Source organism: Polaromonas sp. OV174 (genome assembly GCF_900112285.1).
Classification (GTDB): Bacteria; Pseudomonadota; Gammaproteobacteria; order Burkholderiales; family Burkholderiaceae_C; genus Polaromonas.
The window spans coordinates 105,956-119,116 of record NZ_FOKZ01000009.1; the positions used below are offsets into that span (position 1 = coordinate 105,956).

The window sequence follows — 13,161 nt, forward strand, 5'->3', positions numbered from 1 at the left end:
TTTTAGGTCTGGGGCCGGCTGGCCAGTGGGCCAATGCCCTGCTGTGCGGCAGGTCGGCTTGCCTACAATTGGGCACATCATGCAAATTCTGAACATTGCAGCGTACAAATTTGTTGCGCTGGACCACCTGCCCGAGTTGCAGGCAGCCGTGCAGGGCCAGCTGCAGCCCCTCAACATCCAGGGCACGGTACTACTCGCCGAGGAAGGCATCAACCTGTTTCTGGCCGCCAGCCCCGGCGACATTCATGCTTTTTTGGCATGGCTGCGGGCCGATACCCGTTTTAATGACCTGGAGATCAAGGAAAGCTGGTCGGCAGCCCAGCCCTTTCGCAAGCTGCTGGTAAAAATCAAGCCCGAAATCATTCGCATGAACCACCCGGCCATCAGGCCCTCAGCGGGTCGCGCTCCGGCGGTTGACGCCGCCACACTCAAGCGCTGGCTGGATGCCGGGCATGACGATGGCGGTCGGCCCGTGGTCACGCTGGACACGAGGAACGACTTTGAGGTTGACGTCGGGACCTTTAAAAACGCGATCGACTGGCGCATCACCAAGTTCACCGAGTTTCCGCAAGCCGTGCAGGAGCACCGTGAGGCGCTGCAGGGCAAGACCGTGGTGAGTTTTTGCACCGGCGGCATTCGCTGCGAGAAAGCCGCTATCTACATGCAGGAAGCCGGCATCAGCCATGTTTACCAGCTCGATGGCGGCATTCTGAAATACTTTGAGGACATCGGTCACGCCCATTACGACGGTGACTGCTTTGTGTTTGATCAGCGCCGGGCCGTGGATGCGGCGCTCCAGCCAAGCATTGATGCGGCCGCGGCATCTGACGTTTGATGGCGGCGGCCTGAGCTGCCGCTGAGATTTAGATCAGGCCTTGCGTTCAGGCAGAGGGATGAACTCGTCATCCCCGGCCACCCGCCCCATCTTCTGCGCCACCCAGTCATCCCCAGCCTGAACGATGCGCTCCTTGCGGCTGGAGACAAAGTTCCACCAGATGAAGCGGCGCGCCTCCAGGGCGTCGCCCCCTATCACCACTAGCCGCACCGGGGTGCTGGCACTGATCTGCGCGGCCACCCCGGGCGCCAGAACGGCCAGGGTGTGCGCCGCGACGGGCTCGCCGTCCACCATCAAGTCGGCATCGACGGAGTACAGCGCCAACTCGGCGGCCAGCGCCGGCAATTCCAGGCTGGCGCCTGCGGCAAGCGCAATATCCAGGTAAATGGTTTTGGAAAAGGTCTTGACCGGCGATGTCTGGCCAAAAGCCTCGCCTATCAGCACCCGCACCTGTGCCCCACCCATGGACAGCACGGGAATCGCCGCAGCCGGCGTGTGCACAAAGTCAGGCGCCACCTCTTCATAAGCCTCAGGTAAGGCCGCCCACAGCTGCAAGCCGTGGTTGAGGTAAGCCTGGCCGCGCAAGTCCTCGGGACCGCGCTCTGAGTGCACAATGCCCCGCCCGGCCGTCATCCAGTTGATGGCGCCTGGCTCTATGCGCTGCTCCGAGCCCAGGCTGTCGCGGTGCATGATGGCACCCTCAAACAGATAGCTCACCGTGGCCAGTCCGATGTGCGGGTGTGGCCGCACGTCATGGTTGGTGCCGGGCTGCACGCTGACCGGGCCGAAATGGTCAAAAAAGAGAAATGGGCCCACCGACTGGCGCTGGGCGGCAGGCAACAGGCGGCGCACCAGAAAACCGCCCCCCAGGTCTTTGTCGTGCCCGCGCAATGTGAGTTGAACGCTCATGACAGACGCTCCACATGGGTGGTGATTTCGGTGCTAACCACTGTCATCAGCTTGTGCACAGGGCATTTGTGCGCCACCGCCTGCAACTCCTGCAACTGGGCGTCCGTCAAATCACCCTGTATTTTGAGTTTGGCCGCGAGGCGGTACACGCCGGCGCGCTCGGCCGAATCGTCGCGCTCCACCACGGTATGGATGTCGTCGACGGGAATCCCTTTTTTTCGGGCGTACCACATCACCGTCAAGGCCTTGCAGGCGCCCAGCGCGGCGTCATACAGATCATGCGGACTGGGGCCGGCATCGGCACCACCTTCTGCCTCACTTCCATCGACCAGCAGCGCGTGGCTGCGAATGGTGAGATGCTGGGCCATTGCCGCCGAGCGGTCGCGTTTCAGTTCGATTGTCATGATGGCTTCCTATGGGTTTGTGCATCTGGTTTTAACGCTGAAATTTGCCCGCCACGCCGGCCACCCGTTTGCCAAAATTCCGGGCCGTCTCCAGGTCGCCTGGAAGCATCTCACCGGCACCCGCGTCGGAAGGCGTCTGGGCCATGGCGCCGCTGTAGGCCCCCAGGTAGTTGGCATCGTTGCGCTGCGCCGCCTTGCTGTTGCTGGGCAACACACCCAGGCTGACCCAGATGCCACCATGCTGCATGGCCAGGGTAAAAAGGTAATTCAACGTTGACAGCTTGTCGCCATCCATGGCGGCACTGTTGGTGAAGCCGGCAAACAGCTTGTCCTTCCAGGCTTGGTTTTGCCAGATCCGGGAAGAGGCATCGGCAAAGCGCTTGAATTGCCAGCTGACATTGCCCATGTAAGTGGGCGAACCCATGATGATGGCGTCGGCGGCCAGCAGCGTATCCCAGCCGCCTTCGGGCAGCTGGCCGTCGGCATCAATGACCAGCAGTTCCGCGCCAGCCCCCTCAGCCACCGCTTGCGCCATGCGCTGGGTATGGCCGTATCCGGAGTGGTAAACCACCACCACTTCTGCCATTTTCATGCTCCTGAGCCAAGGGTATTAAAGATGTTCGCAAAAAAAAATCGCTCAACAACGCCCGGGCGCTATTGAGCGACATTATCAGAAGAAAGTGATTTAGTTGCCGCGCTTGGCGTCAACGCTCCAGTCGCCTGCACCCCAGGCAGCGATGCTCAACAAGCCACCAACGATGGCCATATTCTTCATGAACAGCAGCGAAGGAATCATCTGCTGGTCGGCGGGCAGCGCCCAATAGGCGTGGAAAAAGAAGCTGGCCACGAGCGTGAAAAAGGCAAGAGCCAGCGCGGCCCAGCGGGTGCCAAAGCCCAGGATCAATGCCAGTCCACCGACGACTTCAACCACCAATGCCACGGCCGTGCCGACCTGGGGCATGGGCAGGCCCACCGAAGCCGAATAAGCCACCATACCGGCAAAGCCGGTGATCTTGGCGATGCCTGCGGGCAGAAAAAACCAGGCCATGAGCAGACGGCCAACCAGCGCCAGTGGGTTTTTGAAAGATTCGAGCATGAAAAGTCCTTTGTTAAAAAAAGTAAATGGGAAAATGATGGGTTAAAAAATGAGGATAGGCAAGCCTTATGAAGCAACGCCCACTCCCTACACGGAAGCTGACGGCACCTCAGGGCGCCAGATCAAAGACCAGTACTTCTGCCGATTGACCATGGGCCAGTTGCAAGCGGCTTTCGGCTTGCAGGGCGGCGGCATCGCCAGCTTGCAGCTGTTGCCCGTTGACTTCGAGCTGGCCACGAACCAGATGCACATAGGTTTTGCGCGCGGGGTCCAGCGCCAGCGTGATGGCCTCGTCACCGTCCAGCAGGCCCGCATACATTCTGGCGTCGGCATGAATCGTCACCGAGCCCTGCGCGCCATCGGGTGAGGCCACCAGCCGCAGCGTGCCGCGCTTGTCAGCATCGGCAAAGGTTTTCTGCTCGTAGCTGGGGGCAATGCCGCTCACATTGGGTTCTATCCAGATTTGCAGGAAATGCGTGGTCTGGCCCTCGGCGTGGTTGAACTCGCTGTGCTGCACGCCAGTGCCCGCGCTCATGCGCTGCACATCACCGGGCGGTATGCCCTTGATGTTGCCCATGCTATCCTTGTGCGCCAGCTCACCGCTCAGCACATAGCTGATGATTTCCATGTCCTTGTGCCCATGGGTGCCAAAACCCCGGCCCGCCGCAATGCGGTCTTCGTTGATGACGCGCAAGTTGCCAAAGCCCATGTGCGCCGAATCGTAGTAGCCGGCAAAGGAAAAAGAATGGAAAGACTTGAGCCAGCCATGGTCGGCGTAGCCGCGTTCGCTGGAAGTTCTTAAAGTCATCATGACGCGTTCCCTTCAAGTGGTGTCTGCAATAGCTCTACTGTAGGACTCGGCAGTGGCCGGGTGATTGCGTAAGTTTGATGGCATCATTCAAATTATTTGAATGATCATCGTTTTATGGCCAATCACCAGATCCGCAATTCGCTGACGCCCGAAATCATTGCCCTGATAGGCGCCGTGGACCGTACCGGCAGCATGGCGGCAGCCGCGCGCGAGCTCGGCGTGGTGCCCAGCGCCCTCACCTATCGCATTCGCCAGCTGGAAGACGTTCTCGATGTGCTGCTGTTTGACCGCTCCTCGCGCCAGGCCAGGCTGACCGTGGCCGGCCAGGAGCTGCTGCGCGAAGGCAACCGCCTGCTGGCGGAACTCGACGCCATCGCCAACCGAGTCAAGCGCGTGGCGACCGGCTGGGAGCCGCAGCTAACCCTGGCCGTTGACAGCGTGATCTCGCGCACCACCGTGATGGAGTTGTGCGAAGCTTTTTTTGCACTCAACCCGCCCACCCGCCTGAAGATCCGCGAAGAGTCGCTGTCTGGCACGTTTGAGGCTCTGAGCTCGGGCCAGGCCGACCTGGCCATAGGCGTGGCGATTGAACCTTCGGCAAGCAAGTCGATACAAAGCAAGCCATTGGGCGCCCTGCACTTCGTCTACGCGGTGGCACCGCACCACCCGTTGGCCCAGGCCGCCGAGCCCGTCACCGACGCCATGCTGATGCCGCACCGCGCGGTGGCCGTGGCCGATTCGGTGCAGCGTGGCAGCGGCGTGACGGTGGGACTGCTGGGCGGCCAGGACATATTCACCGTGCCCGGCATGCAGGAAAAACTCTATGCCCAGCTGCGCGGCCTGGGCGGTGGTTTTTTGCCGGAGCACCTGGCGCGCCCGCATATCGCCAGCGGCCGGCTGGTGGAGAAAAGGATGCAGCGGGCGCCCCGCCTGATCCCACTCAGCTATGCCTGGCGCCGCAGCGACGACGGCATTGAGGGGCGCGCTCTGCAGTGGTGGCTTGAGCAACTGAGTCATCCCAACACCCGCCAAGCGCTGCTGGAGCGCGAGCAGTCCCTGTAAATCACCGCTTTCTCGCCAGACGGGTCGCGGCTGCGTGTAGAGTGTGCTCATGGTTTTCGTTCACGGCCCTTTTTATCCACTCAGAAAAAGTACAGAGACATGACCAAAAAATCCCGCCCCCGCGCTTCTGAAAACTCCGCATCGCGCCATATCGCCGTGATCGGTTCCGGCATCGCCGGCATCGCTTGCGCGCGCACGCTGGTGCAAGCCGGCCACCGCGTGTCCGTCTTCGAGAAAAACCAGGGAACGGGCGGGCGCATGGCGACCCGTGACACCGGGTTTGGCGGTTTTGACCATGGCACGCAATACTTCACCGTGCGTGATGCGCGTTTTGAGAAGGCGCTGAGCACGGCCAACGGGCTGGTGCGACCCTGGAGCACCAACACCGTTCGCATTCTTGACGAGTTCGGGCGCGTGGTGGCCTCGGCACTGCCGCCCAAGGAAGCCCACTGGGTCGCCTCCCCCGGCATGAATGCCCTGGTCAAACACTGGGCCGAGCCCCTGAAGACCAGCGGCTCGCTGCTACTGGAAACTGAAGTCATAAGCATTGAGGCCGACAAGCTGGAGCCACAGCGCTGGCAATTGCAAACCGAAGGCGTCGGCAACGGCAGCCGCGTGCACTCGGGCTTTGACGACGTGGTGCTGGCGATACCGGCGGCCCAGGCGCAGGCCTTGCTGCAAAGCTCGCGGCAGGGCAAAGCGATGGTGAAGGCGCTGGGCAAGGTCAGCGTGGCGCCATGCTGGACCCTGATGCTGGCCTTTCCACACGCGCCCCACCCTCATCTGGCCCACATCGGGCCGCAATGGAACGCGGCGCGCAGCACCCATCACCGCATTGCCTGGCTGGCCAGAGAATCTTCCAAGCCCGGGCGCGGCCCGGTTGAACGCTGGACCGTGCAGGCCAACCCCGAGTGGTCGCAGCGCCACCTGGAAGACGACGACGCGCGCGTCAAGGCCAAGCTGCTCAAGGCCTTCTCGGAGGTCACCGGTATACGCGCAGAGCCGTCGCATGCCGAGGTGCATCGCTGGCGCCATGCCCAAACCATGGAGCCGCTGGGCAAAAGCCACGCCTGGGATGACAAATCGCGTATCGGCGTCTGCGGTGACTGGTGCCTGGGCCACCGGGTGGAAGACGGTTTTGTGTCCGGCCTGGAAATGGCTTTGGCCATTCTTTGATTTTTAATTCTTGAATTGCACGAGGCGGTGACGGTGGGGTTTGGGTTTTATAGAGGCAGATTCGCACCCTCACCGACCGGCCCGCTGCACGCCGGCTCACTGGTCGCAGCACTGGCCAGCTGGCTGGATGCGCGGGCGCACCACGGCCAGTGGCTGATTCGGATTGAGGACGTGGACACGCCGCGCTGCGTGCCCGGAGCGGCACAAACCATTCTTGAGCAGTTGGCGGCCTGCGGCCTGCTGCCAGACGAAGCACCGGTTTACCAGTCGCAGCGCTCTGCCCTCTACCAGCAAGCCTTGAATCAACTCCTTGGCCAGGGCCAGGCCTATCCCTGCGCCTGCACGCGCCAGGACATCGCCCAGGCGCTGGCCGCTGCCGGGCAGTCGCGGCAACGCCATGGCGAACTGGTCTACCCCGGCACCTGCCGCCTGGGCCTGCAAGGCCGGGCGGCGCGGGCCTGGCGCTTTCACACCGAAAAATTTAAGCAAAATACGCCTCCAGCCCAATCAGCACAAGCGCAAGAAGCTACAAAAACAGTAGCAATCAGCATTCAAACAACGACCTCGTCGACGTCTCAGGTGCAGTGGCAAGACCGGCTGCTGGGCGCGCAAACGCAGAATGTCGACCGCGAGGTCGGCGACTTCGTGCTCAAGCGGGCCGATGGTTTCTGGGCCTACCAGCTGGCCGTGGTGGTGGACGACGCCGAGCAAGGGATCACCAACATCGTGCGCGGTCAGGATCTGGCCGACAACACGGCGCGGCAAATCTTGCTGCAGCGCGCCCTAGGCCTGCCCACGCCGCGCTACCTGCACACGCCGCTGGTGCTGGGAGCGAACGGCGAAAAGCTGTCCAAGCAAAACGGCGCCCAGGCGCTGGACACCCGCCAGCCGCTGCAACTGTTGCAGCAAGCTGGCCTGGCGCTGGGCCTGCCAGGCGGCATACAAGCCGACACACCGGCCGACTGGTTAGAGCAAGCCGTGCCGCTGTGGGCAAGCCGACTAAAATTGGCGGGTGATTGATACTTCCTCCTCCAACCCGCCCATCCCGCCTGCCGTGCCTGAAGGCGCTCCCGGTGACCCAAGCCACCACCGCACCATACGCAGCTTCGTGCGGCGCACCGGCCGCACCACGCTAGGCCAGGCCAAGGCCTTTGCCGATGTCGGTCCCAAATTCCTGCTGAGCTACAGCGGGCAGGCCATGGACTACGCGGCCGTCTACCAGCGCAGCGCGCCCACCATTCTGGAAATCGGCTTTGGCATGGGCGAAGCCACCGCCCACATCGCCGCCCTGATGCCGGAAAAAAACTTCCTCTGCTGCGAAGTGCACACGCCCGGCGTGGGCGCACTGCTCAAGCGCATTGATGAGCAGGCGCTCGGCAACATCCGCATCCTGCAGCACGATGCCGTGGAAGTGATTGACAACATGCTGCCGCTGGCCAGCCTGGACGGCGCGCACATTTTTTTCCCCGACCCATGGCACAAGAAAAAACACAACAAGCGCCGGCTGATCCAGGCCCCGCTGATTGCCAAGCTGGCGGCCCGCCTCAAACCCGGCGGCTACCTGCACTGCGCCACCGACTGGCAGCCCTATGCCGAACAGATTCTCGAAGTCCTGAGCGCCGAAGCCTTGCTGCAAAACACGGCCGACACTGCTAATGGCGGCTACGCGCCCAAGCCAGACTATCGGCCGCTGACCAAGTTTGAAAACCGCGGCATCAAACTGGGCCACGGCGTCTGGGACGTGGTGTTCACGCGGGTGTGAGCATGCTCGCTGCCCACGGCGGCCTGCCCACGCGGCACGGCGTCAGCCCGAGCTGCGTCGGCCTGCCGGCAGGTGACTGGCCGACCTTCACCGAGTTCCTGGTGCAGCGTTTTCCTGCCATCACGCGGGCCACCTGGCTGCAGCGCATGCGAGACGGCGAGGTGGTCGATGAATTTGGCGCCGCCGTCACGGCCGAGCGGCCCTACCGTGGCCACATGCGCCTGTACTACTACCGCGCCCTGCCCAGCGAGGCCCGCATTCCCTTCGAGGCCACGGTGCTGTTTCAGGACGCGCATCTGGTGGTGGCCGACAAGCCGCATTTCCTGCCGGTCACGCCTTCCGGCCACTACCTGCAGGAAACGCTGCTGGTGCGGCTGAAAAACCTGTTGGGCATTGACACGCTGATACCGCTGCATCGGATAGACCGCGAAACCGCTGGCCTGGTGCTGTTTTGCATCCAGCCCGCCGAGCGTGACGCCTACCAGGCTTTATTTCGGCAACGCGACATCAGCAAGCATTACGAAGCCATCGCCCCGTGGCGAGCCGGCCAGACCTTTCCGCTGCTGCGCAAAACCCGTATCGAAGAAGATGAGCCATTTTTCCGGCAGCGCGAAGTGCCGGGCGAGCCGAATAGCGAAACCTTGATTGAGCTGCTGGAAATCAAAGGCGAGAGGGCTCGCTATGCGCTAAGCCCCGTTACCGGAAAAAAGCACCAGTTGCGCGTTCACATGAACGCGCTGGGCCTGCCGATTCAGAATGACAGCATGTACCCGCCACGTGAAGTGACGCCCGACGACGACTACAGCCAGCCGCTACAACTGCTGGCCAAGTCGATCGCCTTTACCGACCCCTTGACCGGTCAGGCCAGGCGGTTTCAGAGCGGGCTCAGTTTGTCGTTTGCCTGAACCGGACTCACACCGCGCACGGTTTTCGAGTACGGACTTAGGAAGTCGCCAAGACCAGATCCTGCCGAATGGCGCGTGCTTCGAGCTCCACTTCCCCGCCCGCGATCGGCGGGCGCGCCCGATAGGTGAGCACTCCCCGACGGATCGGCTCACCCATCGCACCGAGAAGCGCGGGGCCCCAGAGATCGGGAATGTCGTGGACGTGAAACAGCGCGACCCGTGTGGTGTCCGCCCATGAGAACCCCAGCTTTTGCAGTGTCTCGCCAACCGTGTCGATCGTGAAACGAGTCCGCTTTTGCATGGCTTGGGGTCCCACCTCACCTTCGGCAATGACTTTGTTGTTCGGTCCGATATCTGCCTGTCCCGAGAGCAGGAAGGTGAGCCCCTTCGAAGTCGCGGGCACGGTGTAGCTGAAGGCGTACATCGACGTGGCGGCGGGCGGATAAAGGTCCAGCGCAATGTTCGACCGGCAAACCAGACTGTAGTCGCCGGACAGCAGGCGCCACTTGCGCAGCTGCTTGAGGTACGGAACGTTGAAGGAAGACCACTTGTCGAAGGTCAGAGGTTCCGGGACGCGCAGTTCGATTCCGCAGAACGCCTGAACCGGGCGCCCGATGCTTTTGAGATGGGTTTCGATGAAGGCATACGCTTGCTCGAGCGGAAGCCAGCGCGGCAACTCCACGCGGACCACCTCGAAGCCCGGGTCGGGAACGATCCCGGAGCAATAGGCAGCACCGCTCGGAAGAATCTTGTAGTTGCCTGCGCTGTTGTCGATCAAAGCGCCTGGCCGGCTGGGAGATTGGTTTGACACGAAGAGCTCCTTGAAGATTTGTGCAAAGAGGAGAGAAGTGGCTCCGCTTGTTTGAACAACAAGCCCCGATTTTCCTGATCGGCCAGGTCAAACTGGCCGAGCGCAGCAGCGTCTGGTTTGGCATCGTCATTCGGGGTGACAACGAACCCATTATTAGTGGGGCCAACCATGTGCAGAAGGATGCCCCCGACGATTGGGAAACGGGTCGCGGTGGTGCACCAAGTCATGTTGCATGGCTGCACCGTCCCAGGCCCCAAAGACTCCTGGCCGCGGCGTTGCACGCAACACCACGCTAGTCAGCCTCAAGCCTTGATTTCTTTGGCCGTGATCTGGTATTTGAAATCATCGGGCGCGTAGGAGTCAAAACGGCCGGCCGCGTTCTCGGCGATGGGGTACATGAAAAAGCCCAGCGCTTCGCCCTTGGCATGGGGCAAGGCCAGGTCATGCGCGGTGTTGTAGGCCATCCAGTTGCCTTCCCAGCCACCGAACAGCGCCTGGTTAACAGGGGCCACCACCGGGTTGGAGGTGTTCTTGATCCAATCGGCGGTTTCCAGGCGCATCACCTTGGCCACGTCGGCCGGATCCATCGCGACCCAACCGTAGCCCTTGAGGTAGGCCTCGGAGCGGCAATGCTGCGCGCCCTTCAGGCTGCTCGGGTTGCCCGACAGCTCCTTGTAGCCAAAGGCCGAGGGCACCAGACGGATGCCGTAGACATCGCGCGCCGGAATGCCCACGGAGCGGCACAGGCCGACGAACAGCGCGTTCAGGTCGGCGCATTTGCCGCCCAGATTGCCGGTTTCCAGCATGGTCTTGATGTCGCCTTCGCCGCAGCCGCGCACCTTGGGCTCGCGGTAGGTGTTGGCCACGATCCAGTCATAGAGCTTTTGCGCTTTTTCAACATCGGTTTTGGCGCCCTGCGTGGCGGCCAGCGCGGTCTTGCGCACGATGCCATCGGTAGGGATCAGCGCCGTGGGACGGGTGAAGTAGCGCAGCGTATCGGCGTCTTCGGCCTTGGCGGTTTTTTGCGACCAATCCATGGCGCGGCCTTGGGTCTGCACGCGGCTGGTCAGCTCGACAAAGGGCTTGGCTTCGCTGGCGGCGAATTCAACATAGAGCATCTTGGCGCCATCCTGGCCGTCCTGCATGAACTTGCCCGTGCCATTGCTGGAAAAGCTGCTTTCCAGCGAGCGCTGGTAGTCGCTGTTGACCGAGGGAATCGGCAGCCACACGCGGGTCGCGCCTTCGGGCTTGGGAATGTCCACCCGGGTCGTCACCTCGAAGGTGCGCCATGCGCCACTTTGGGGGGCGAAATGGCCACGGGCCGGCGCCTGGGCGAAATTGAGGGAGGGCAAGGCAGCAGCAACAGCGGCGACGGCAGTGCTCTTGAGAAAGGTACGGCGTACGGTGGTCATGAGAAGCTCTCCGAAAAGGAGTGAGAAATGAGAGGGTCACATGCACGGGGGCAGGTAAAGGTGCGCCCGGATGTGTTGCCACCAAGTGGCGCTGCAATTATCGCTGCTGCCAGCAGCAGCTGGCCTGGTCGCTGATTTCTACACCGGCTCAGGGTTTGAGCAGGCCGGCAATCAGCTTGTCGGCGGCGCTGTCGGTCCAGTCCACCTCACCCTGCACGCGGTGGCGCGGCTGCCCCTTGTGGTCCAGCGTCAGGGTGGTGGGAAACACCTTCACGCCCCACTGGCGCGCCTGCTGGCCCTTGAGATCAAGCAGCACCGGCAGACTCACACCGGTGCTTTTGGCAAACTGAAGCGCGCGCGCGGCCGGCTCCTTGAAGTTGATGGCCAGCACCAGCAGCTTGTCGGGGCCATAAAGGTCGGCCACCTGCTGCAAGGTGGGCATCTCGGCCCGGCAGGGCTCGCACCAGCTGGCCCAGAAATTCAGCAACACGGCGCGGCCGCGCAGATCGGCCAGGCGCCAGGTCTTGCCGGTGGTGTCCAGCAGCTCAAACGCCGACACCGGACCTGACCATTTGGAGACCTCATAGGCCGGGCCGGTGAGGCCCTGGGCCTGGGTCGCAGGCACAAGGGCTGCGCCGCTGGCGGTCACCAGCGTCGTTTGCAGAAAAGCGCGGCGGGAAAAGCTGGTTGTGGGCATGGGCAGGCTGGATCGCGAAAGATAGGGCAACAAGGGTAATGATTTTTGCGAGAAAGCACACGCAAGGAAAACCAAGGCCCCAAGGGTAGCAAAGCCTGGCCGACGCTTGCCTTCCAGGCGATTAAGTCCTACAAACGCCATTGCCAAACGGTTTTTTTTACATCTACTTTGACACCCATGCAACTAGGCCCATCTTGAAACTTCCCCTCAACATCCCCGACCTGTCGCTGGCGCCGGCTTCCCCGCGCTTCATTGATTATCAAAGCGAAGGGCAGCCGGGGCCGGGCCTTAGCATGGCGCAGGAACTGACGGCCGGGCTGTGTGCCGAGTCGGCCAGCGTCGCGCCCAAATTCTTTTACAACGCGCTGGGCTCCAAACTGTTTGAAGCCATCACCGAGCTTGCCGAGTACTACCCGACCCGCACCGAAGCCGCTATTTTTGAGGCCTCCCAGCGGCTGATGGCCAGTGCGCTTGTCCGCAGCGGCATCAGCCAAGCCTGCCTGATAGATCTGGGCGCCGGCAACTGCGCCAAGGCCATGGCGCTGATTCCGCATCTGGCGCCGCGCCAGTATGTGCCGGTGGATATTTCGGTGGATTTTTTGCGGGTTGCGGCCGAACGGGTGCAGAGCGCTTTTCCGGCGCTGGACATCATCGGTCTGGGCCTGGACTTCTCGGCCAGGCTGGTCTTGCCTGACGCGGTGCAACCCCACGACCGGGTGTTTTTCTACCCCGGCTCCAGCCTGGGCAACTTCTCGCCCGAGGCGGCTTTGCAGTTCTTGCAGCACCTTGCCGACCCGGCGCAAGGCAGGGCGCGTGGCCTGCTGCTGGGCATTGATCTGGTCAAGGATAGAGCCACGCTGGAGGCCGCTTACGACGATGGGCTGGGCGTGACGGCAGCCTTCAACAAAAACCTGCTGCTCAACGTCAACGATCTGCTGCAGTCGGATTTTGATGTTCGCCAATGGCGCCATGTGGCGCTGTACAACGCGGCCCAGTCGCGCATTGAAATGCACCTGGAGGCGATGTGCAACCTGAGCGTGCGCTGGCCCAGCCATGAGCGCCGGTTCCAGGCCGGTGAGCGCATACACACCGAAAACTCCTACAAGTACACGCTGGAGGGCATGACAGCCCTGATGCACAGTGCCGGGTTCGAGCACGTCGAGTACTGGATAGACCCCAAGCACTGGTTTGCCGTGTTCTGGGCGGCAGTATAGGCCACAGGCACAATTTATGAATAAAAAGTGCCTCCAGCCCAATCACCGCAAGCGCAAGCAGCTATTA

16 protein-coding genes are annotated in these 13,161 nt (G+C 62.2%); 8 read left to right on the forward strand and 8 right to left on the reverse strand.

The annotated features are described in order from the left end of the window. Positions 1–76 precede the first annotated feature (76 nt). The gene (locus BM160_RS10165; protein WP_092004607.1) at positions 77–835 is read left to right on the forward strand and encodes a sulfurtransferase; all 759 of its coding nucleotides are present in this window, start codon (positions 77–79) and stop codon (positions 833–835) included. A gap of 33 nt (positions 836–868) precedes the next feature. On the opposite strand, the gene BM160_RS10170 is transcribed toward BM160_RS10165, so the two are convergent. From BM160_RS10170 to BM160_RS10190, 5 genes are all read right to left on the reverse strand, one after another. Beyond that, positions 869–1,744 carry a pirin family protein gene (locus tag BM160_RS10170; protein ID WP_092004409.1) on the reverse strand — a complete coding sequence of 292 codons (876 nt, stop codon included), beginning with the start codon at positions 1,742–1,744 and terminating at the stop codon, positions 869–871. Then, positions 1,741–2,148 (reverse strand): OsmC family protein, encoded by a 408-nt coding sequence (locus BM160_RS10175; protein ID WP_092004413.1) that lies wholly within the window; start codon positions 2,146–2,148, stop codon positions 1,741–1,743. The genes BM160_RS10170 and BM160_RS10175 overlap by 4 nt, the downstream gene beginning before the upstream one ends. A gap of 31 nt (positions 2,149–2,179) precedes the next feature. Next, on the reverse strand, positions 2,180–2,734 hold the full coding sequence (locus tag BM160_RS10180) for a flavodoxin family protein (RefSeq protein WP_092004416.1): 555 nt from the start codon (positions 2,732–2,734) through the stop codon (positions 2,180–2,182). Between the two features lie 99 nt (positions 2,735–2,833). Next, a complete protein-coding gene (locus BM160_RS10185) occupies positions 2,834–3,244 on the reverse strand; it encodes a DoxX family protein (RefSeq protein WP_092004420.1) in 411 nt (136 codons plus the stop codon). Between the two features lie 109 nt (positions 3,245–3,353). After that, positions 3,354–4,055 (reverse strand): pirin family protein, encoded by a 702-nt coding sequence (locus BM160_RS10190; RefSeq protein WP_092004423.1) that lies wholly within the window; start codon positions 4,053–4,055, stop codon positions 3,354–3,356. A 114-nt stretch (positions 4,056–4,169) separates the two neighbouring features. On the opposite strand from BM160_RS10190, the gene BM160_RS10195 reads away from it, so the two are divergent. From BM160_RS10195 to BM160_RS10215, 5 genes are all read left to right on the forward strand, one after another. Beyond that, positions 4,170–5,117, forward strand: coding sequence for a LysR family transcriptional regulator (locus BM160_RS10195; protein ID WP_092004426.1), 948 nt, complete (start codon positions 4,170–4,172; stop codon positions 5,115–5,117). A 99-nt stretch (positions 5,118–5,216) separates the two neighbouring features. Next, complete coding sequence (locus BM160_RS10200; RefSeq protein WP_143093218.1) at positions 5,217–6,293, forward strand: NAD(P)/FAD-dependent oxidoreductase; 1,077 nt, start codon at positions 5,217–5,219, stop codon at positions 6,291–6,293. A 27-nt stretch (positions 6,294–6,320) separates the two neighbouring features. Further along, a complete protein-coding gene (gluQRS, locus tag BM160_RS10205; RefSeq protein ID WP_092004429.1) occupies positions 6,321–7,313 on the forward strand; it encodes a tRNA glutamyl-Q(34) synthetase GluQRS in 993 nt (330 codons plus the stop codon). Beyond that, positions 7,306–8,055 carry a tRNA (guanosine(46)-N7)-methyltransferase TrmB gene (gene trmB, locus BM160_RS10210; RefSeq protein ID WP_092004432.1) on the forward strand — a complete coding sequence of 250 codons (750 nt, stop codon included), beginning with the start codon at positions 7,306–7,308 and terminating at the stop codon, positions 8,053–8,055. Before gluQRS ends, trmB begins: the two co-directional genes overlap by 8 nt. Before the next feature lie 2 nt (positions 8,056–8,057). Further along, positions 8,058–8,960, forward strand: a complete 903-nt coding sequence (locus tag BM160_RS10215) for an RluA family pseudouridine synthase (protein ID WP_177218978.1) — start codon at positions 8,058–8,060, stop codon at positions 8,958–8,960. Positions 8,961–8,997: 37 nt separating this feature from the next. On the opposite strand, the gene BM160_RS10220 is transcribed toward BM160_RS10215, so the two are convergent. Then, complete coding sequence (locus tag BM160_RS10220) at positions 8,998–9,771, reverse strand: 2-amino-5-chloromuconate deaminase CnbZ (protein WP_092004437.1); 774 nt, start codon at positions 9,769–9,771, stop codon at positions 8,998–9,000. Positions 9,772–9,818: 47 nt separating this feature from the next. Here BM160_RS10220 and BM160_RS10225 point away from each other — a divergent pair, with 47 nt between their 5' ends. Beyond that, positions 9,819–10,067 (forward strand): LbetaH domain-containing protein, encoded by a 249-nt coding sequence (locus BM160_RS10225; protein ID WP_092004440.1) that lies wholly within the window; start codon positions 9,819–9,821, stop codon positions 10,065–10,067. 6 nt (positions 10,068–10,073) lie between these two features. Here BM160_RS10225 and BM160_RS10230 read toward each other — a convergent pair whose 3' ends face one another. Then, positions 10,074–11,183 carry a transglutaminase-like domain-containing protein gene (locus BM160_RS10230; protein ID WP_092004443.1) on the reverse strand — a complete coding sequence of 370 codons (1,110 nt, stop codon included), beginning with the start codon at positions 11,181–11,183 and terminating at the stop codon, positions 10,074–10,076. A 148-nt stretch (positions 11,184–11,331) separates the two neighbouring features. After that, a complete protein-coding gene (locus tag BM160_RS10235; protein WP_092004446.1) occupies positions 11,332–11,880 on the reverse strand; it encodes a TlpA family protein disulfide reductase in 549 nt (182 codons plus the stop codon). A 194-nt stretch (positions 11,881–12,074) separates the two neighbouring features. Here BM160_RS10235 and egtD point away from each other — a divergent pair, with 194 nt between their 5' ends. Beyond that, positions 12,075–13,094 carry an L-histidine N(alpha)-methyltransferase gene (gene egtD, locus BM160_RS10240; protein WP_092004613.1) on the forward strand — a complete coding sequence of 340 codons (1,020 nt, stop codon included), beginning with the start codon at positions 12,075–12,077 and terminating at the stop codon, positions 13,092–13,094. Positions 13,095–13,161: the final 67 nt, after the last annotated feature.

Bases quoted from the DNA above. Each gene is read 5' to 3' on its own strand.
- BM160_RS10200 (WP_143093218.1), top strand. From the start codon at position 5,217: ATGACCAAAAAATCCCGCCCCCGCGCTTCTGAAAACTCCGCATCGCGC.
- BM160_RS10235 (WP_092004446.1), bottom strand. From the start codon at position 11,880: ATGCCCACAACCAGCTTTTCCCGCCGCGCTTTTCTGCAAACGACGCTG.
- BM160_RS10190 (WP_092004423.1), bottom strand. From the start codon at position 4,055: ATGATGACTTTAAGAACTTCCAGCGAACGCGGCTACGCCGACCATGGC.
- BM160_RS10185 (WP_092004420.1), bottom strand. From the start codon at position 3,244: ATGCTCGAATCTTTCAAAAACCCACTGGCGCTGGTTGGCCGTCTGCTC.
- BM160_RS10170 (WP_092004409.1), bottom strand. From the start codon at position 1,744: ATGAGCGTTCAACTCACATTGCGCGGGCACGACAAAGACCTGGGGGGC.
- BM160_RS10195 (WP_092004426.1), top strand. From the start codon at position 4,170: ATGGCCAATCACCAGATCCGCAATTCGCTGACGCCCGAAATCATTGCC.
- BM160_RS10180 (WP_092004416.1), bottom strand. From the start codon at position 2,734: ATGGCAGAAGTGGTGGTGGTTTACCACTCCGGATACGGCCATACCCAG.
- BM160_RS10230 (WP_092004443.1), bottom strand. From the start codon at position 11,183: ATGACCACCGTACGCCGTACCTTTCTCAAGAGCACTGCCGTCGCCGCT.
- BM160_RS10215 (WP_177218978.1), top strand. From the start codon at position 8,058: ATGCTCGCTGCCCACGGCGGCCTGCCCACGCGGCACGGCGTCAGCCCG.
- BM160_RS10175 (WP_092004413.1), bottom strand. From the start codon at position 2,148: ATGACAATCGAACTGAAACGCGACCGCTCGGCGGCAATGGCCCAGCAT.